Annotated in this window: 20 protein-coding genes; 13 read left to right on the top strand and 7 right to left on the bottom strand. The window is 72.5% G+C overall.

Features of this window, described 5'->3' with window-relative positions; all coding sequences use genetic code 11:
• The first annotated feature begins 93 nt into the window (after window positions 1–93).
• From ABT171_RS01095 to ABT171_RS01080, 4 genes are read left to right on the top strand one after another with little or no spacing between them, the layout of a single operon-like run.
• The gene (locus ABT171_RS01095) at window positions 94–1,023 is read left to right on the top strand and encodes an ABC transporter ATP-binding protein (protein ID WP_351238389.1); all 930 of its coding nucleotides are present in this window, start codon (window positions 94–96) and stop codon (window positions 1,021–1,023) included.
• Window positions 1,020–1,760, top strand: a complete 741-nt coding sequence (locus ABT171_RS01090) for an ABC transporter permease (protein WP_351238387.1) — start codon at window positions 1,020–1,022, stop codon at window positions 1,758–1,760. The genes ABT171_RS01095 and ABT171_RS01090 overlap by 4 nt, the downstream gene beginning before the upstream one ends.
• A 5-nt stretch (window positions 1,761–1,765) precedes the next feature.
• Complete coding sequence (locus ABT171_RS01085) at window positions 1,766–2,956, top strand: sensor histidine kinase (RefSeq protein WP_351239091.1); 1,191 nt, start codon at window positions 1,766–1,768, stop codon at window positions 2,954–2,956.
• Window positions 2,953–3,567: a response regulator gene (locus ABT171_RS01080; protein WP_351238385.1), complete on the top strand. Its 615-nt coding sequence runs from the start codon at window positions 2,953–2,955 to the stop codon at window positions 3,565–3,567. The genes ABT171_RS01085 and ABT171_RS01080 overlap by 4 nt, the downstream gene beginning before the upstream one ends.
• Window positions 3,568–3,584: 17 nt before the next feature.
• On the opposite strand, the gene ABT171_RS01075 is transcribed toward ABT171_RS01080, so the two are convergent.
• Together ABT171_RS01075 and ABT171_RS01070 are read right to left on the bottom strand one after the other, a co-directional pair.
• Complete coding sequence (locus ABT171_RS01075) at window positions 3,585–4,451, bottom strand: SirB1 family protein (RefSeq protein WP_351238383.1); 867 nt, start codon at window positions 4,449–4,451, stop codon at window positions 3,585–3,587.
• Between the two features lie 7 nt (window positions 4,452–4,458).
• Window positions 4,459–5,481, bottom strand: a complete 1,023-nt coding sequence (locus tag ABT171_RS01070) for a GNAT family N-acetyltransferase (protein ID WP_351238381.1) — start codon at window positions 5,479–5,481, stop codon at window positions 4,459–4,461.
• Window positions 5,482–5,621: 140 nt separating this feature from the next.
• Between ABT171_RS01070 and fdxA the strand changes: the two genes are divergently transcribed.
• Window positions 5,622–5,942, top strand: coding sequence for a ferredoxin (gene fdxA, locus ABT171_RS01065; protein WP_351238379.1), 321 nt, complete (start codon window positions 5,622–5,624; stop codon window positions 5,940–5,942).
• Window positions 5,943–6,079: 137 nt separating this feature from the next.
• Window positions 6,080–7,171 carry a bifunctional succinyldiaminopimelate transaminase/glutamate-prephenate aminotransferase gene (locus tag ABT171_RS01060; RefSeq protein WP_351238377.1) on the top strand — a complete coding sequence of 364 codons (1,092 nt, stop codon included), beginning with the start codon at window positions 6,080–6,082 and terminating at the stop codon, window positions 7,169–7,171.
• Window positions 7,172–7,278: 107 nt separating this feature from the next.
• On the opposite strand, the gene ABT171_RS01055 is transcribed toward ABT171_RS01060, so the two are convergent.
• Together ABT171_RS01055 and ABT171_RS01050 are read right to left on the bottom strand one after the other, a co-directional pair.
• A complete protein-coding gene (locus ABT171_RS01055) occupies window positions 7,279–7,698 on the bottom strand; it encodes an ATP-binding protein (RefSeq protein ID WP_351238375.1) in 420 nt (139 codons plus the stop codon).
• Between the two features lie 289 nt (window positions 7,699–7,987).
• A complete protein-coding gene (locus ABT171_RS01050; RefSeq protein ID WP_351238373.1) occupies window positions 7,988–8,980 on the bottom strand; it encodes a VldE C-terminal domain-containing protein in 993 nt (330 codons plus the stop codon).
• 97 nt (window positions 8,981–9,077) lie between these two features.
• Between ABT171_RS01050 and dapE the strand changes: the two genes are divergently transcribed.
• Both dapE and ABT171_RS01040 read left to right on the top strand, forming a co-directional pair.
• Window positions 9,078–10,157, top strand: a complete 1,080-nt coding sequence (gene dapE, locus ABT171_RS01045) for a succinyl-diaminopimelate desuccinylase (protein WP_351238371.1) — start codon at window positions 9,078–9,080, stop codon at window positions 10,155–10,157.
• Window positions 10,158–10,263: 106 nt separating this feature from the next.
• Window positions 10,264–11,022 (top strand): LOG family protein, encoded by a 759-nt coding sequence (locus ABT171_RS01040; protein ID WP_351238369.1) that lies wholly within the window; start codon window positions 10,264–10,266, stop codon window positions 11,020–11,022.
• Window positions 11,023–11,068: 46 nt separating this feature from the next.
• Here ABT171_RS01040 and folP read toward each other — a convergent pair whose 3' ends face one another.
• Entirely contained in the window at window positions 11,069–11,929 is an 861-nt protein-coding gene (folP, locus tag ABT171_RS01035; RefSeq protein WP_351238367.1) for a dihydropteroate synthase, read from the bottom strand.
• A 136-nt stretch (window positions 11,930–12,065) separates the two neighbouring features.
• Here folP and ABT171_RS01030 point away from each other — a divergent pair, with 136 nt between their 5' ends.
• On the top strand, window positions 12,066–12,422 hold the full coding sequence (locus ABT171_RS01030; RefSeq protein WP_351238365.1) for a DivIVA domain-containing protein: 357 nt from the start codon (window positions 12,066–12,068) through the stop codon (window positions 12,420–12,422).
• Window positions 12,419–13,009 carry a DNA-3-methyladenine glycosylase I gene (locus tag ABT171_RS01025; RefSeq protein WP_351238363.1) on the top strand — a complete coding sequence of 197 codons (591 nt, stop codon included), beginning with the start codon at window positions 12,419–12,421 and terminating at the stop codon, window positions 13,007–13,009. The genes ABT171_RS01030 and ABT171_RS01025 overlap by 4 nt, the downstream gene beginning before the upstream one ends.
• Window positions 13,010–13,019: 10 nt before the next feature.
• On the opposite strand, the gene chcB is transcribed toward ABT171_RS01025, so the two are convergent.
• A complete protein-coding gene (gene chcB, locus ABT171_RS01020) occupies window positions 13,020–13,823 on the bottom strand; it encodes a 2-cyclohexenylcarbonyl CoA isomerase (protein WP_351238361.1) in 804 nt (267 codons plus the stop codon).
• A 372-nt stretch (window positions 13,824–14,195) separates the two neighbouring features.
• Between chcB and ABT171_RS01015 the strand changes: the two genes are divergently transcribed.
• Complete coding sequence (locus ABT171_RS01015; protein WP_018544333.1) at window positions 14,196–14,363, top strand: DUF3117 domain-containing protein; 168 nt, start codon at window positions 14,196–14,198, stop codon at window positions 14,361–14,363.
• Window positions 14,364–14,450: 87 nt separating this feature from the next.
• On the opposite strand, the gene ABT171_RS01010 is transcribed toward ABT171_RS01015, so the two are convergent.
• Window positions 14,451–15,149, bottom strand: a complete 699-nt coding sequence (locus tag ABT171_RS01010; protein ID WP_351239089.1) for an O-methyltransferase — start codon at window positions 15,147–15,149, stop codon at window positions 14,451–14,453.
• 234 nt (window positions 15,150–15,383) lie between these two features.
• Between ABT171_RS01010 and sigE the strand changes: the two genes are divergently transcribed.
• Both sigE and ABT171_RS01000 read left to right on the top strand, forming a co-directional pair.
• Window positions 15,384–16,094, top strand: coding sequence for an RNA polymerase sigma factor SigE (gene sigE / locus ABT171_RS01005; RefSeq protein WP_351238359.1), 711 nt, complete (start codon window positions 15,384–15,386; stop codon window positions 16,092–16,094).
• Window positions 16,091–17,167, top strand: a complete 1,077-nt coding sequence (locus tag ABT171_RS01000) for a zf-HC2 domain-containing protein (protein ID WP_351238357.1) — start codon at window positions 16,091–16,093, stop codon at window positions 17,165–17,167. The genes sigE and ABT171_RS01000 overlap by 4 nt, the downstream gene beginning before the upstream one ends.
• The last annotated feature ends 65 nt before the right edge of the window (window positions 17,168–17,232 follow it).

The following is a 17,232-nucleotide window of genomic DNA, read 5'->3' as shown; positions in this document are numbered from 1 at the left end:
TGCCCGTCACCCGATCGGCATGACATCTGTCATCCGGCACTCAGGACCCCCGACACTGCCCGGCACCCCGTCCGCGCCGCGAGCATGGACGCCATGACGACAACTGCGGCACCGGCCACCACCACCCCGGTGGTCGGCTTCGACCAGGTGACCAAGACGTACGGGAGTGTGAAGGCCGTCGACGGGCTCTCGCTCCGGCTGTACCCGGGCGAGACCGTCGCCCTCCTCGGCCCGAACGGGGCCGGCAAGTCCACCACCCTCGACCTGCTCCTCGGCCTCAAGCACCCCGACGCCGGCACGGTGAGCCTGTTCGGCGGCACCCCGCGCGAGGCGATCGTCGCCGGGCGGGTCGGGGCCATGCTGCAGAGCGGCGGACTGATGGACGAGGTCACCGTCGAGGAACTGGTGAAGCTGGGCTGCTCGCTGCACCCGAAGCCGTACAAGGCCGCGGACGTGATGGCCCGCGCGGGCATCACGCAGATCGCCGACCGCAAGGTCAACAAGCTCTCCGGCGGCCAGGCCCAGCGCGTCCGCTTCGCCCTCGCCACCGCCGGCGACAGCGACCTGATCATCCTGGACGAGCCGACCACCGGCATGGACGTCTCCGCCCGCCAGGCCTTCTGGGCCACCATGCGCGAACAGGCCGACCAGGGCCGTACGGTCCTCTTCGCCACCCACTACCTCGAAGAGGCCGACGCCATCGCCGACCGGGTGCTGGTGCTGCACCGCGGCCGGCTCCTCGCCGACGGCACCGCCGCCGAGATCAAGGCCAAGGCCGGCGCCCGCCGGGTCGCCTTCGACCTGGAGGGCGAGATCGACGAGGCCGCCCTGCGCGCCCTGCCCTTCCTGACGTCCATCGACGTCTCGGGCCAGACCGTCCGCATCCAGTCGTCCGACGCCGACGCCACCGTCCACGCCCTGTACGGCCTCGGTGTCTACCCCCGCAACCTCGAAGTCGCCGGGCTCGGTCTGGAGCAGGCCTTCGTCGCCATCACGGAGGCCGAGGAGGCCAAGCAGTCATGACCGCGCTCATCAAGCTCGAACTCGCCCGCGCCCTGCGCAACAAGAAGTTCCTGTTCTTCTCGGTGCTCTACCCCGCGATCCTGTTCCTGATCTTCTCCAGCAGCTCCGGCTCCGGCCAGAAGGTCGACGGCACCGGCCTGACCGTCGCCACCTACCTGATGGTCTCCATGGCCTCCTTCGGCGCCCTGACCGCCGTCCTGATGGGCAACAGCGAGCGCATCGCCAAGGAGCGCGAGAACGGCTGGGTACGGCAGCTGCGGCTGACCCCGCTGCCCGGGCGCGGCTACGTCCTCGCCAAGACCGCCAGCGCGGCCGTGGTGAGCCTGCCGTCGATCATCGTGGTGTTCGTGGCCGCCGCCGCGATCAAGCACGTCCACCTGGACGCCTGGCAGTGGCTCGCCCTCACCGGGGTCATCTGGGCCGGCAGCCTGGTCTTCGCCGCGCTCGGCGTCGCCCTCGGCTACCTCGCCTCCGGTGACGCGGTCCGCCCCATCACGATGATCGTCTACTTCGGTCTGTCGATCCTCGGCGGCCTGTGGATGCCGTCCACCACCTTCCCGAAGTTCCTGCAGGACATCGCGAAGTGGCTGCCCACGCACGCGTACGCTGCTCTCGGACGGGCCATCGAACAGAGCCAGGCTCCGAGTGCGACGGACATCGCGATCCTCGCCGTCTACTTCGTCCTGTTCGCGGGCGGCGCGGCCTGGCTGTACCGGAAGGACACGCTGAAGGCGTGAGCGCGATGACGGAAGACCCGCGGGGCTGCGAGAAGCGGCCGGAGCAGCAGGTGCGGATCGGCCAGGCACCCCTCAACCGGCGTGAGCTGGCGGTCAAGCTGCTGTGGATCGGCGTTTGGCTGGTCTTCCTCAGCTCGCCGGTCAAGGACCTGGCCTCGGGCCACCACACCACGGCCGCCACGGCCGCCGGCGCGATCGGCCTCACGGCCTTCGTCGCCGCCTACCTGACGCTGGTCATCCGTAACATGGGCCGGTCCTTCAGCCCCCGCCTCGTCGTCTCGCTGCTCTCGGTCCTCGGCGTCCTCGCCCCCCTGCTGGCGTACGCCTTCGGCGGCGCATGGCTCGGCCTGTTCATCTACCTGTCGGTCGCCTGCGGGGCCACCCTGCCGGTCCGGGCCGCGTTCGCGGCGATCCCCGCGGCGACCGCGGCGATGTTCCTCATCGGAATGCGCTGGCACGAGAAGGCGGACGAGAGCCTGCTCCTCGTCCCGCTGATCGGGTTCGCGATGGTCGGCGTCGGCCAACTCGTCCGCACCACCGTCGAGTTGCGCAAGGCGAGGGCCACCGTCGCCCATCTCGCCGCCAACGAGGAGCGCCTGCGCCTCGCCCGCGACCTGCACGACCTGCTGGGCCACTCCCTCTCCCTGATCACGCTGAAGAGCGAGCTGGCCGGCCGGATGCTGCCCGACCACCCCGACAAGGCGGCCCAGCAGGTCGCCGACATCGAACAGGTCAGCCGGCAGGCGCTGGTCGACGTACGAGAGGCGGTCACCGGCTACCGGCGGCCCCGGCTCGCCGCCGAACTCGCCGGTACCCAGGTCGCGCTGACCGCCGCCGGCGTCACCGCCGAGATGCCCGCCGAGCCCGACCTCACCGGTGTCCCCGAGGAGGCGGAGTCCGCGCTCGGCTGGGCGCTGCGCGAGGCGGTCACCAACGTGGTCCGGCACAGCGGCGCCGACAAGTGCCTCGTCCGGTTCACCCACCGCCAGACCCTGGACGGCCCGATGCTCGAACTCTCCGTCGAGGACAACGGAGCCGGCGGCACGAACAACGGGCCCGGCAACGGTCTGACGGGCCTGACCGAGCGGCTGGAGAAGGCCGGCGGCACGCTGGAGGCGGGCCGCACGAGGCACGGGTTCCGGCTGGTCGCCCGCGTCCCGGCGGTCCGTGCGGGGGACGTAGGATCCGGGGCATGACGAGCACGATCAAGGTTCTCCTCGCCGAGGACCAGTCGATGGTCCGCGAGGCCCTGGCCGCGCTGCTCGGCCTGGAGGAGGACATCGAGGTCGTCGCCCAGGTCGCGCGCGGCGACGAGGTGCTCGCGGCCGTCGGCGCGCACGGCGTGGACGTGGCGCTGCTCGACATCGAGATGCCCGGCTGCACCGGCATCGAGGCGGCCGCCCGGGTCCACCGGGAGTATCCGCGGGTCAAGCTGGTCGTCCTGACCACGTTCGGCCGCCCCGGCTATCTGCGCAGCGCCATGGAGGCCGGCGCCGACGCCTTCCTCGTCAAGGACGCCCCGGCGGCCCAGCTCGCCGAGGCCGTCCGCAAGGTGCTGTCCGGCGAGCGGGTCATCGACCCCACGCTCGCCGCCGCCGCGCTCGCCGAGGGCGCCAACCCGCTGACCGAGCGCGAACGCGAGGTGCTCCGTGCGGCGGCCGACGGCTCCACCAACGCCGAACTGGCCAAGGCCCTCCACCTCTCGCAGGGCACGGTCCGCAACTACCTCTCCACGGCCATCCAGAAGCTCGCGGTACGCAACCGGGCCGAGGCGGTGCGGACAGCCCGCGAGAAGGGCTGGCTCTGACAGCTCGGTCGAGCATGTCAGTTGAGCATGGCCCGAGCCGTGTGGGCCTGTTGGCGCACCTTGTGCGCGGCCGGCTCGTCCACCACCTCAATCAGTTCGGCGTAGTACTCCAGCTCCTCCGCGCCCGACACGAACTCACCGCGCTGCACCAGCAGTTGCCCCCGCTCGTACCGCAGCCGTGCCGGATGCGCGGGTACCAGCAGGGCCAGCTCCACGGCCCACAGCGCCACGTCCGACCGCTCGGGCCGGGCCGTGGCCCACGCGCGGACGTTGTTCAGGATCCGCTGGACCACGTCGAGCGGCGCCGCGGGCTCCAGCATGGCGGCGTCCAGGGGCGCCCCCGTGGCCCCGGCCACCAGCATCTCCGCGTCGGCCCCGGTCAGTACCCGCCCGCCGTCGAACGGATCGGCCAGCACCTGCTCCCGGGCCGCGCCGAACCCCACCACGAAGTGCCCCGGCAGCGCGACCCCGTACACCGGCGCCCCCGCGCGCCGCGCGACCTCCAGCCACACCACCGACAGCAGGATCGGCAGTCCGCGCCGGCGCCGCAGCACCTCGTGCAGCAGGGAGGACTCCAGCCGCTGGTAGTCGCCGGGCGTCCCGTGGAACCCGTAGCGCGCCCCGAGCAGCCGCCGTACGGCCTCCGCCCAGGCGTGCGGCCCGCCGGGCCGGTACGGCAGCTCGCCCGCGAGCTGGTCCAGCTCCGCCTGGGCCGCGTCGATGCCGGTCTCGTCCAGCGAGCCGTCCGCCTCGGCGCCGATCAGCAGGCACAGCGCCGACAGATCCGGCCGCTCGGACCGCGCCTCCTCGGCGAACCTCCGGCGCAACTCGGCCGACCGCTCCGGCGGGGGCGGATACGGCGGCGGCAGATACGGAGGACGCATGGCGGGCTCACACCCTTCCACGGGTGTCGCTCTGCTCTTCCGGCGCCCGGTAGTGGTGGTACGCGTGGTGCGGTACGAAGCCCAGCGCGGCGTAGAGCGCGCGGGCGCCGTCGTTGTCCGCCTCGACCTGCAGCCAGGCCGCCGACGCGCCCTCGTCCAGCGCCCGCCGGGCCAGCGCGGCCGTCACCTCGGTGGCGAGTCCCTGGCGGCGCCGCCAGGGATCCACCTCGACGGCGGCGAACCCGGCCCACCGCCCGTCCACGACACACCGCCCGATCGCCGCCAGGGGCTCACCCGCCGCGCCCGGCACGGACGCGAACCACACCGACGGACCACCGTGCAGCACCCGCAGGGCCACCTCGCTCACCCCCTTGCGCTGGTACCGGGCGAGCCACGCCTCGTCCGCCTGCCGGGACAGCACCACACCGGCGCCCCCGGCCCGGTCCGCGACCGGCGCCAGGGCACCCGTCCACACCTCGGCGGTCACCTCCCGCACCCAGCCGCGCCGCTCCAGCTCCGCGCACAGCAGCTCCTGCGTGCCCTCGGCTCCGGTGGCCGTCTGGACGTAGGCGGGCAGGCCACGCTCGTCGTACCAGCGTCGTACGGCCGCGAGGGCCGCGTCGAGCGGAACGCCCGGATCGCCGAGCGGCAGCACACTGTTGGCCCGCCGCGTGTACCCGCCGGCAGCCCGCAGCTCCCACTGCCCGAGCCGCTCGGTCTCCAGCGGCGGCCACCCGCGCGCGACGACGGCGGCGAGTTCCCCGTACGACGCGGCGGGACCCCGGCGGCGCGCCGGAGCGGCCGGTACCACCTTGCCCGCGACCAGGGCGGACTCGGCGATCCGGACACTCCGGCCGTCCCGTCGTGTGATCATGAGCACGCCGTTGTCCCATGATGTGAGAACACCGACCGTGTCGGTGAACTTCTCCTGCGTCGCCCCAGGTTCGCTCAAGCGCCGTACGGAGACTCGTTTTCCCACGTCAGACGGGGTGATCCGGACTTCCAGCCGTCCTGCCGCCGAGAATTCCACTGGTCAGTTCACCCCTCCTGTTCGGATCATGCTCCGGAACGGAGATACTAGGGGCGGGCATCGACGACGCCGCGCTCCCGCGCGCCAGGCGGCGGAGCCTGAGGAGGCCCGCCAGCGCCCTATCGAGGAGGAACGACAGCGTGACCTACGTCATCGCGCAGCCTTGTGTAGACGTGAAGGACAAGGCGTGCATCGAGGAGTGCCCGGTCGACTGCATTTACGAGGGCTCCCGGTCCTTGTACATCCACCCGGACGAATGCGTCGACTGTGGTGCCTGTGAGCCGGTCTGCCCGGTCGAGGCGATCTTCTACGAGGACGACGTCCCGGAGGAGTGGAAGGACTACTACAAGGCGAATGTCGAGTTCTTCGACGAGCTCGGCTCTCCCGGCGGCGCCAGCAAGCTCGGGCTGATCGAGCGGGACCACCCCGTCGTCGCCGCGCTGCCGCCGCAGGGCGAGTGACCGTTCCGAGCGCCTAGCGGCCGCCCGCAAACCGCGCCGCCTCGGTCCCGTACGGCCCGATCAGCCCCCGTCGGCCTGATCACCGCCGTACGGGACCGAGGCGTTTGCCGCACCGTACGAAAGTGAGCCTGATTCCCGTGTCCGCAGTCTCCGACCGGCTCCCCGCCTTCCCCTGGGACAAGCTGGAGCCGTACAAGAAGACGGCCGCCGCGCACCACGACGGGATCGTCGACCTCTCGGTGGGCACCCCGGTCGACCCGGTGCCCGACCTGATCCAGAAGGCCCTGATCGACGCGGCCGACTCCCCGGGCTATCCGACGGTCTGGGGCACCCCGGCGCTGCGCGACGCGATCACCGGCTGGCTGGAGCGCCGTCTGGGCGCCCGCGAGGTCACCCACCGCCACGTCCTGCCGGTCGTCGGCTCCAAGGAACTGGTGGCCTGGCTGCCGACCCAGCTGGGCCTCGGCCCCGGCGACAAGGTCGCCTACCCGCGCCTGGCCTACCCCACCTACGAGGTCGGCGCCCGCCTCGCCCGCGCCGGCTACGAGGTCTACGACGACCCGCGCGAGCTGGACCCCACGGGTCTGAAGCTCCTCTGGCTGAACTCCCCGTCCAACCCCACCGGCAGGGTCATCCCGAAGCAGGACCTCACCGAGATCGTCGCCTGGGCCCGCGCCCACGGCGTCCTGCTCGTCTCCGACGAGTGCTACCTGGAGCTGGGCTGGGAGGCCGACCCCGTCTCGGTCCTGCACCCGGGCGTCAACGGCGGCTCCTACGACGGCGTCGTCGCCGTCCACTCCCTCTCCAAGCGCTCCAACCTGGCGGGCTACCGCGCGGCCTTCGTGGCCGGCGACCCGGCCGTCCTCGGCCCGCTGCTGGAGATCCGCAAGCACGGCGGCATGATGACCTCCGCGCCGACCCAGGCGGCGGTGGTGGCGGCGCTGTCCGACGACACCCACGTGCACGAACAGCGCGAGCGCTACGCGGCCCGCCGCGAGGCCCTGCGTGCCGCCCTGCTCGGCCACGGCTTCCGCATCGAGCACAGCGAGGCCAGCCTGTACCTCTGGGCCACGAGGGACGAGTCCTGCTGGGAGACGGTCGCCCACCTGGCCGACCTCGGCATCCTGGTCGCACCGGGGGACTTCTACGGCGAGGCGGGCAGGAACTTCGTCCGAGTGGCCCTGACGGCAACGGACGAACGCGTCCAGGCGGCGGTAGACCGTCTGTAACCGCCGTGGGCGGCCGTTCTTCCCCCAGGCCCTTGAGGCCCTGGGGGAAGAACGGGACGGGGCCCAGGGAGTTCCCTGGGCCCCGTCCGCCGGTCAAAGCCGGGCGCTCAGCCGAGCGGCAGCTGCCCACCCTGCACCGGCAGCTGCGGCAGCCCGCTCTTCGCCGTGGAGGACGCCGTGTCCCCGACGATGCTTCCGGTCGCCCCGGCCAGTTCCCCAGCCGCCTTCCGCGCCACCGGCGCCGTCTTGTTCACGGCACGGGTGCCGGTCTTGGCCGCGCCCGGCACGGTCTTGCCGACCGCGGTGCCGCCCGTGGTGGCCGCGAGCGTGGTCGCGTTCTGCGCGGCGCCCTCGACGGTGTTGCCGACGTTCGCCGCGTCCGGGGTGGCCACGCCGCTCAGGTTCGGGGTCGCCACCGGCTGGTTCGTGGCCGCACCGGCGGAGCCGGCCGCACCGACCCCGGCAGCCGCTCCCGCTGCGACAATCAGCGCGGCACGGGCGATCCGGCGGGTCAGAGGGAGGGACATGATGCTCCATTCGACGGGAGAGAACGGTGTGTGTGGTCCGGGCTCGTTTCCGGCTCGGACGCCGTGACTACCGCTCGAAGCCCCCGAAGGTTGCGGACGCCCCAGGTAAAGAATGGATAACGCATCGCATTATCGGGTGTGGATAAAAACGGGCAAAAGAACGTCCGCCCGAAAGCCCGCAGAATCCTTACAGCCTTTGATTTCCAAGGGATTCAGGATGCGACGGCGTTCCTGCCCCGGTATGCGTGCCGAACCGGCGTCGTACAACCCGCCGGAGTGATCACTCGTACTACTGTCCGGCCACGATGCGGACGGCGTCCACCGGCTTCTCCGCACCGCCGCCCCCGCCCGTGGCGGCCGCCTTCCACTGGTCGTCGCCGTTCCCGGCGGTCCACTCCCGCCCCGCGTACGACACGCGCTGGATGTGCAGTGCCGAGGAGTTCGCCACCGCCCACTGCGCCAGCTGCCAGCCCCGCTCGCGCCCGGTGCGCCCGCTCGCGTCAGTGCCGGTGCCCTGCGGCACCGGAACGGTCACCGTCCGCCCGTGCGCGGTCGCGGTCACGCTCGGCGAGGGAGAGGGCGACGGCACGGGCGTACCGCCCACCTGCGCGCCGGTCTCCTGCAGCGCGTCCCGCCCGAAGTCCCGTACCAGCGCCGCCCGTACCGCCTCCGGACCCGTCGCCGAGGCGCCGGGCTCCGGGCGTCCGTCACAGGTGAGTGTGGCCGCCGCGCGGCCGGTCAGCGCCGCCGCCAGCAGCTTCGCGTCCGGCTCGTGCTTGGCGTACGCCTCCGGATAGCCGCTGCGCTGCACCTCCTGGGCCGCCTCGGTCAGCGGCAGGTCCGCGTAGTCGGGCACCTTGGCCAGGTGCGCGTAGAAGATGCCCGCCGCGTACGCCGGGTCCATGATCTGCCGCTCGGTGCCCCAGCCCTGCGAGGGCCGCTGCTGGAACAGGCCGAGCGAGTCCCGGTCGCCGTGCTCGATGTTGCGCAGCCCGGACTCCTGCAGGGCGGTCGCCAGCGCGATCGTCACGGCCCGCTCGGGCATCCCGCGCCCGGTGCCCACGGCGGCGATCGTCGCCGCGTTCACGGCCTGCTCCGGCGTGAACTCGTACGACGTCCCGTCGCCGTCGGCGGAGACCACCTTGCAGCCGCGCGCGCCACCGCCTCCGGTGACGTACTGCACCACGAGGTACGCGGCGACACCGCACAGGACCAACAGGGCCGCCGCGAAACGAAAGAGGCGGCCGCGGCGTTTGGGACGGGTGGGGGACGGCTCTGGCACGCGTTACAAGGTACTGGAGGGCCGCCGGGCCCTCGCCCGGGGTTGCCGGACAGCGCTTACCCCCGGTCCCCCGGCCTGGCGCGTTAGGGTCGACGCCATGGCCGACACCTCGCTTGACCTCACGCTCGACGCCGCCGCGCTCACCGCGCAGCTGGTGGACTTCCCCTCCGAGAGCGGCACCGAGAAGCCGCTCGCGGACGCGATCGAGACCGCCCTGCGCGCCCTGCCGCACCTCACGGTCGACCGCTACGGCAACAACGTGATCGCCCGCACGAGCCTCGGCCGCGCCGAGCGCGTGATCCTGGCCGGCCACATCGACACGGTCCCGATCGCCGGGAACGTGCCCTCGCGCCTGGACGAGGACGGCGTCCTGTGGGGCTGCGGCACCTGCGACATGAAGTCGGGCGTCGCGGTGCAGCTGCGCATCGCGGCCACGGTCCCCGCCCCCAACCGCGACCTCACCTTCGTCTTCTACGACAACGAGGAGGTCGCCGCCGACCTCAACGGACTCCGGCACGTCGCCGAGGCCCACCCCGAGTGGCTGCGGGGCGACTTCGCGGTCCTGCTGGAGCCCTCCGACGGCGAGGTCGAGGGCGGCTGCCAGGGCACCCTGCGGGTGCTGCTGAAGACGAAGGGGGAGCGCGCCCACTCGGCGCGCGGCTGGATGGGCTCCAACGCCATCCACGCGGCGGCGCCCATCCTGGCCCGCCTGGCGTCCTACGAGCCCCGATGGCCGCTGATCGACGGCCTGGAGTACCGCGAGGGCCTGAACGCGGTGGGCATCAGCGGGGGAGTGGCCGGCAACGTCATCCCCGACGAGTGCGTGGTGACGGTCAACTTCCGCTACGCCCCCGACCGCACCGAGGAGGAGGCGATCGCGCACGTCCGCGAGGTGTTCGCGGACTGCGGGGTGACGGAGTTCGTGGTCGACGACCACAGCCCCGGCGCGCTGCCCGGCCTCTCCCACCCGGCCGCCGTGGCCTTCATCGAGGCGGTCGGCGGCACCCCGAAGCCCAAGTACGGCTGGACGGACGTCTCCCGTTTCTCCGCGCTGGGCGTGCCCGCCGTCAACTACGGCCCCGGCAACCCGCACTTGGCCCACAAGCGCGACGAGCGGGTGGAGACGGCGAAGATCCTCGCGGGCGAGGAGCGCCTGCGGAACTGGCTCACCGCGTAAGGCCCCACCGCCCGGTGCCGCAGGCCGGACATGCTCACCGTCCCCCCTCCGCAACCGGCGTGGATCTAGTCTGAGATCGAACTACCGGCAAGCGGAGGGAGCGCACATGGCTACCGGCAACCCCGAGGGGAAGAAGCAGCCGCCGGACGAGCAGCGGCTCGGACCGGTCCTCCGGCGTCGCGGCCAGGTGATGCCCAGCACGACCGACCAGCGGCTGCTGGACGAGCGCGCCCCCACGGACTGGGTCCACACGGACCCCTGGCGCGTGCTGCGCATCCAGTCGGAGTTCATCGAGGGCTTCGGCACGCTGGCGGAACTCCCGCCCGCCATCAGTGTGTTCGGCTCCGCCCGTACGCCGGTGGACTCGCCGGAGTACGACGCGGGGGTGCGGCTCGGACGGGGCCTGGTGGAAGCCGGCTGGGCGGTGATCACGGGCGGCGGCCCGGGCGCGATGGAGGCGGCCAACAAGGGCGCGTGCGAGGCGGGCGGTGTCTCGGTCGGCCTGGGTATCGAACTGCCCTTCGAGCAGGGGCTGAACCCCTATGTCGACATCGGCCTCAACTTCCGCTACTTCTTCGTCCGCAAAATGATGTTCGTGAAGTACGCCCAGGGGTTCGTGGTCCTGCCCGGCGGCCTCGGCACGCTCGACGAGTTCTTCGAGGCGCTCACCCTGGTCCAGACCCAGAAGGTCACCCGCTTCCCGATCGTCCTCTTCGGCAGCGAGTACTGGGGCGGCCTGGTGTCCTGGCTGCGCAACACGCTGGTGGCGCAGGGGAAGGCGGCCGAGAAGGACCTGCTCCTCTTCCACGTCACGGACGAGGTGGACGAGGCGGTGGCCCTGGTGTCGAAGGAGGCGGCCCGCTAGCCGGCAGCACTCGGGCTCCGCCCCCGGGGCGGAGCCCCCCGGGTGCTCAGGCCAGACCCCGGCGCGCCACCGCGGGACCCCGGTGTCCGGAGATGGCGGCGACCATCTCCAGCACCTGACGCGTCTCGGCCACCTCGTGCACCCGGTACACCTGCGCCCCGAGCCACGCCGACACCGCGGTCGTCGCCAACGTACCGATCAACCGCTCCTTCACCGGCCGGTCCAGCGTCTCACCGACGAAGTCCTTGTTGGAGAGCGACACCAGCACCGGCCACCCCGTGGCGACCATCTCGTCCAGCCGCCGCGTCGCCTCCAGGCTGTGCCGCGTGTTCTTCCCGAAGTCGTGCCCGGGATCGATCAGCACCGACTCACGCGGCACCCCGAGCGACACCGCCCGCTCGGCCAGCCCCACCGTCACGTCCAGGATGTCGGCCATCACGTCGTCGTACACCACCCGATGCGGACGCGTACGCGGCTGCGCACCGCCCGCGTGCGTGCACACCAACCCCACCCCGTACCGCGCGGCGACCTCCGCGAGCCCGGGGTCCACGCCGCCCCACGCGTCGTTCAGCAGGTCCGCCCCCGCCTCGCACACCGCCTCGCCGACCTCGGCCCGCCAGGTGTCCACGCTGATGATCACGTCCGGGAAGCGGCGCCGGACCTCCGCCACGAAGCCGACCGTGCGCCGCGCCTCCTCCTCGGCCGTGACCTCCTCGCCCGGCCCGGCCTTCACCCCGCCGATGTCGACGATCGCGGCGCCCTCGGCCACCGCCTGCTCCACGCGTGCGAGGGCCGGCTCGTCGCGGAAGGTGGCTCCCTGGTCGTAGAAGGAGTCCGGAGTCCGGTTCACGATCGCCATGATCACCGGCTCGCGGGGCCCGAATTCCCGCCTGCCCAGCCTGAGCATCCGCTGTGACCTCTCCTAGTACGTCCGCAGTACGGCCGCCTGCGACCCTAACTGTCAGACTCGCATGGCACGATCGGACCCTGAGAGATACGGCGTCCGGAGCAACGTCCGGCAGAGAGCGTGGGGACCCCTGGCGATGGTGATGTTCTTGTTCCTGGTCGTCGCGCTGGCCGTCGTGGTCGCCGCGGTGACCCTCGCCGTGGTGGGCGGCGGCGGGAGCGGCCCGCTGCCCGAGGTGGCGCCGGAGCGGCTCCAGGACCCGCTGCCCGCGGACCGGCCGGTGGAGCGCGCGGACGTGGAGAGCCTGCGCTTCCCCGTCACCCCGCGGGGCTACCGCATGGCGGACGTCGACGACGCCCTCGGCCGGCTCGCCGCCGAACTCGCCGAACGGGACGCCCGTATCGCCGACCTGGAGTCCGCGCTGGCCGGCGCGAGAGCCGCCGCCGCACACGCCCGCCAGGACAAGGGCGACCACCCGGAGGACCAGCGATGACCGCCGGAGCGGCCCTGGCCGGGCCCGACGGTGCCCTGCGCTGCCCCTGGGCCCTGTCCACCGAGGACTATGTGTCGTACCACGACGAGGAGTGGGGCCGCCCGGTCCACGGCGACGATGCCCTCTTCGAGCGGATCAGCCTGGAGGCCTTCCAGTCGGGCCTGTCCTGGATCACGATCCTGCGCCGTCGTGAGGGGTTCCGCGCGGCCTTCGCGGGCTTCCGCATCGAGAAGGTCGCCGCGTTCACGGACGCGGACCGTGAGCGGCTGCTCGCCGATCCCGGCATCATCCGCAACCGCGCCAAGGTCGACGCCACGCTCGCCAACGCGCGCGTGCTCGCCGGCTGGGCCGAGGGCGAGCTGGACGAGCTGATCTGGTCGCACGCCCCCGACCCGGCCGGCCGCCCGGCCCCGAAGACCCTCGCCGACGTCCCGGCCGTGACCCCGGAGTCGACGGCCCTGTCCAAGGCCCTGAAGAAGCGGGGCCTCAGATTCGTCGGCCCGACCACCGCGTACGCGCTGATGCAGGCCTGCGGACTCGTCAACGATCACCTGGAGGCATGCGCCGCGAGAAGCACGGGAGCCTGACCGGCACGGCTCACCGGCCCAGGTACTTCGGCTTCTCCTTGTTCACGAACGCCTGCACGGCGATCGCGTGGTCCTCGGACCGGCCCGCGCGGGTCTGCAGCTCGTCCTCCTTCTCCAGGGTCTCGGCGAGGGAGTGCGTGAGGCCGTAGGCCACCGCCTCCTTGATCGCCGCGTACGCCACCGTCGGGCCCGCGGCCAGGGCACGCGCCGTCTTCTCGGCCTCGGCCCGCAGCGCGGCGGCGGGGACGACCCGGTTGGCGATGCCCAGCTCCAGCGCGTCCTGGGCGCTGATGCTGCGCGGGAAGAGCAGCAGGTCGGCGGCGCGGCTCGGGCCGATCACCCGGGGCAGGGTCCAGGAGATCCCGGAGTCGGCGGTCAGGGCCACGCCGGCGAACGACGTGTTGAAGGACGCCGTGTCGGCCACGACGCGGTAGTCCGCGGCGAGCGCGAAGCCGAAGCCGGCCCCGGCCGCGACGCCGTTGACCGCGGCGACCACCGGCTTGGCCGCCCCGGCCAGGGCCCGCACGATCGGGTTGTAGTGCTCCCTGACCGTGCTCATCGTCTGCCCGGACCCCGTCTCGCGGTCCGATGCGAGCAGCCCGATGTGCTCCTTGAGGTCCTGGCCGACACAGAACGCCCGGTCCCCGGCGGCGGTCAGCAGGATCGCCCGTACGGCCGTGTCCCCGGCCGCGGATTCCGCCGCCTCCCGGAGGGCGACCTTGGCCTGGATGTTCAGCGCGTTCATCGCCTCGGGGCGGTTCAGCGTGATCGTCGCGAGCCCGTCGCTCACCTCGTAGAGCACGGTGTCGGCCATGGCGCATCCCCTCCGGTGTCGCGGATGACGTACCGCTCAGTACGTCCCTGTACGAAGGACAGCATGACGGAGATCGCCGTCCGAGGGCCGGACCGGACGTGTGACCTGTGTCAAAGAAAACCGGAGCGGAGTCGGTCCGCCGCTCTCCGCGCGGCGGTGCAGTATCGCAGCCACATCCCCGAATTGAGTGGTTTTGCTCGCGCGCGTTGCCCAAGCGATGCCGACTGATGTTGGTCATCGGGTCCTGCCATGCGGGATAATGGCTGGGAAGCAATGTGTTCGATGCCGGTGTCGCGTGTCCGTCTCGGAACCGCGGATGCCCTCCGAGGGCTCTCGGCAGACGATGAGCTGGTTTCAGGAAGGGGAACGAGCATGGCGGCCATGAAGCCGCGGACGGGTGATGGCCCGCTCGAGGTGACCAAGGAGGGGCGGGGCATCGTCATGCGCGTTCCGCTCGAAGGCGGCGGTCGACTCGTCGTCGAGCTGACCCCTGACGAGGCCGAGGCGCTCGGCGACGCCCTCAAGAAGGTCGTCGTCTGACGCCCCAGCGACAGTGTCCTTCCGACTGCCCCGGCGCCGTACGCGGTGCCGGGGCAGTCGCGTCCGCGGGTGCCGGCCCCGGGCCGCTCACCGCTTGACGGCGCACAGCAGACCGTCGCCCACCGGCAGCAGCGACGGCACCAGCTCCTGGCTCTCGCGCACCGTGCGCAGCAACTCGCGCAGCTTGAGCACCTCCGTCGGCTGCGGCCCCGAGTCGACCGTACGGCCGCTCGCGAAGACGCCCTCGAAGACCACCAGACCGCCGGGCCGGAGCAGGCGCAACGATTCAGCGAGATAGTCCAGGTACTCCAGCCGGTCCCCGTCGCAGAAGACGAGGTCGTAACCGGCATCGGCGAGACGCGGGAGTACGTCCAGGGCGCGGCCGGGGATGAAACGGGCCCGGTTGCTGGCGAAGCCGCAGGCGCGGAAGGCCTGCCGGGCGAACTGCTGGTGCTCCGGCTCCGGGTCGACCGTGGTGAGCACCCCGTCCGGGCGCATCCCGTGCAGCAGATGGATCCCGGACACCCCGCAGCCGGTGCCGATCTCCGCGACCGCCTTCGCGTCCACGGAGGCGGCGAGCAGACGCAGCGCGGCACCGGTGCCGGGCGACACCGAGCGCAGCCCTGCCTCGCGGGCCCGGTCACGGGCCCACCGCAGCGCTTCGTCCTCGGCGACAAAGGCGTCGGCGAACGCCCAGCTCGTCTGCCGGTTGCCGGTAATGACCCTCTCCCGTCCCCATGGTTGCCTGGGCGTGACTGTATCCGTTGGCGTCGGGAACCCGCAGATGGGACCGGGCGTTTACAGGGATGAGACGGTGGCCGGCGACGCGACGGGGGCGAAGAGGTGGATGAGGACACCGAGCAACTCCTGACGCAGCCGCACGAGCCGTATCAGCGAGTATCAAATTCTCGTAAAACCGCTTATCCGGAGCTAACGGGCGAGGTGGCTATGGTAGGGGCTCCACTGGACACCACCAGAGCCGACAGGGGAGGTGCGGCTGCGCCCGGGGATCGGGGCGGAGTGCTGCGGCGCTTCCTCGGGTCGGCGGGCAGGCCGAAATCCGTGACCGACACCGCTGCTGACCACCACGCCGGTCTCGCCGCAGGCGAGGCCCAGACCGCGACCTTCTCCACCGACGCGGACGGGCAGGCGTGGACTCCGCCCACGTGGGAGGAGATCGTCAGCACCCACAGCGGCCGGGTCTACCGGCTGGCCTACCGCCTGACGGGCAATCAGCACGACGCCGAGGACCTCACCCAGGAGGTCTTCGTCCGTGTCTTCCGCTCCCTGTCGACGTACTCGCCGGGCACCTTCGAGGGCTGGCTGCACCGCATCACCACCAACCTCTTCCTGGACATGGTCCGGCGCAAGCAGCGCATCCGCTTCGACGCCCTCGGTGAAGACGCGGCCGAGCGCCTGGCCAGCCGCGAGCCCACACCGCAGCAGCTCCTGAACGACGCGCACTTCGACGCCGATGTCCAGCAGGCGCTGGACACCCTCGCGCCCGAGTTCCGCGCCGCCGTCGTCCTGTGCGACATCGAGGGACTGTCGTACGAGGAGATCGCCGCGACCCTCGGCGTGAAGCTCGGCACCGTCCGCTCCCGTATCCACCGGGGCCGCTCCCAGCTCCGCAAGGCTCTCGCGCACCGTTCCCCGGAGGCCCGCGCCGCCGAGCGGCGCACCTTCCTGGCCCGTGTCCCCGCTCTGGGGGGAGGGGGCGCGACCGCGTGAGTGGATCACGGCCGAAACCTGTCGAGGCACACCTCGCAGAGCAGCACCTGGGAGACCGGCTCTCCGCCCTGGTGGACGGAGAGCTCGGTCATGAGACGCGTGAGCGTGTCCTCGCCCACCTGGCCACCTGTGCCCGGTGCAAGGCGGAGGCGGACGCCCAGCGCGCGCTGAAGAACGTGTTCGCGGAGGCGGCCCCGCCGCCGCCCTCGGCGAGCCTCCTGGCCCGCCTCCAGGGCCTGCCCGGGGGAGGTGACCCGGGCGGCGACGGCATGTCGCCGCACGGGGGCGGACTCTTCGGAGACGGCCCCGACGACGACACCGCCGGTTCCGGCGGATCGGCCGGAACCTCTGGTGCCTTCGGTGCCTTCGGCGTCTTCGGGGTCTTCGGAGTGAGGCGCGGTGACCGCTTCGCGTTCGGATACGTCCCCGCCCGCCCGCACGGCACCGCCCCCGTCGGCTCCGATCACGCCGTCCCGGCACCAGCGGAACGCGGCTTCCGCATCCACCCCGTCGGCCGCCCGGACGACGGCCGCTCCGCCTCGCGCGGACTGCGGTTCGCGTTCGCCGCCGCCGGCGCGGTCTCGCTGGCCGCGGTCGCCCTCGGCGGCGTGACCACCGCCATCCCCGGGGACACCACCGCGGACGCCCGCGGCGGATCCGGCACCGGCAGCAACGTGGTCCCGGCGCGCTCGGCCGGCACCGGCACGGGCGCCGCCACGGCCGACGGCCCGCGCCGTCGTGTGGCGGGACCGCTGCTCGCCCAGGGCGGCGCACAGCTCGCACGGACACTGGCGGCCCCGACCTCGATGTCCGCGCCGCTGATGCCCGGACTGCCGTTCCGCGGCACCGGCCAGACCCAGGGCGACGCCATGCGTGGCCTGACCGCTCCGGTGACGGCGGGTGCGGCCGCCGTCTCCCCGCTGATACGTCCGCTCGACGACACCGTGGTCTACCCGCTCACCGCCTGGTCCACGGTCCCCGGAGCGTCCGCCTCCGGCCTGCTGCCCGCCCCCGTCCCCGACACCCCGTCCGCTCCCGCCCCCTCCTCCTCCGCCCCTCGCCCGACGCCCTGACCGGCCGCTGCCCCACGGCCCGCGAACCTGGTTGAATCCGGTGAGGGCCGTTCCCGCGGCGATGA

It is taken from the genome of Streptomyces sp. NPDC001851 (assembly GCF_040297165.1).
Classification (GTDB): Bacteria; Actinomycetota; Actinomycetes; order Streptomycetales; family Streptomycetaceae; genus Streptomyces.
This window is presented reverse-complemented; position numbering and strand designations above follow the sequence as displayed.

Bases quoted from the DNA above. Each gene is read 5' to 3' on its own strand.
- ABT171_RS01095 (WP_351238389.1), top strand. From the start codon at position 94: ATGACGACAACTGCGGCACCGGCCACCACCACCCCGGTGGTCGGCTTC.
- ABT171_RS01090 (WP_351238387.1), top strand. From the start codon at position 1,020: ATGACCGCGCTCATCAAGCTCGAACTCGCCCGCGCCCTGCGCAACAAG.
- ABT171_RS01085 (WP_351239091.1), top strand. From the start codon at position 1,766: ATGACGGAAGACCCGCGGGGCTGCGAGAAGCGGCCGGAGCAGCAGGTG.
- ABT171_RS01080 (WP_351238385.1), top strand. From the start codon at position 2,953: ATGACGAGCACGATCAAGGTTCTCCTCGCCGAGGACCAGTCGATGGTC.
- ABT171_RS01075 (WP_351238383.1), bottom strand. From the start codon at position 4,451: ATGCGTCCTCCGTATCTGCCGCCGCCGTATCCGCCCCCGCCGGAGCGG.
- ABT171_RS01055 (WP_351238375.1), bottom strand. From the start codon at position 7,698: ATGTCCCTCCCTCTGACCCGCCGGATCGCCCGTGCCGCGCTGATTGTC.
- dapE (WP_351238371.1), top strand. From the start codon at position 9,078: ATGGCCGACACCTCGCTTGACCTCACGCTCGACGCCGCCGCGCTCACC.
- ABT171_RS01040 (WP_351238369.1), top strand. From the start codon at position 10,264: ATGGCTACCGGCAACCCCGAGGGGAAGAAGCAGCCGCCGGACGAGCAG.
- folP (WP_351238367.1), bottom strand. From the start codon at position 11,929: ATGCTCAGGCTGGGCAGGCGGGAATTCGGGCCCCGCGAGCCGGTGATC.
- ABT171_RS01030 (WP_351238365.1), top strand. From the start codon at position 12,066: ATGGTGATGTTCTTGTTCCTGGTCGTCGCGCTGGCCGTCGTGGTCGCC.
- ABT171_RS01025 (WP_351238363.1), top strand. From the start codon at position 12,419: ATGACCGCCGGAGCGGCCCTGGCCGGGCCCGACGGTGCCCTGCGCTGC.
- chcB (WP_351238361.1), bottom strand. From the start codon at position 13,823: ATGGCCGACACCGTGCTCTACGAGGTGAGCGACGGGCTCGCGACGATC.
- ABT171_RS01015 (WP_018544333.1), top strand. From the start codon at position 14,196: ATGGCGGCCATGAAGCCGCGGACGGGTGATGGCCCGCTCGAGGTGACC.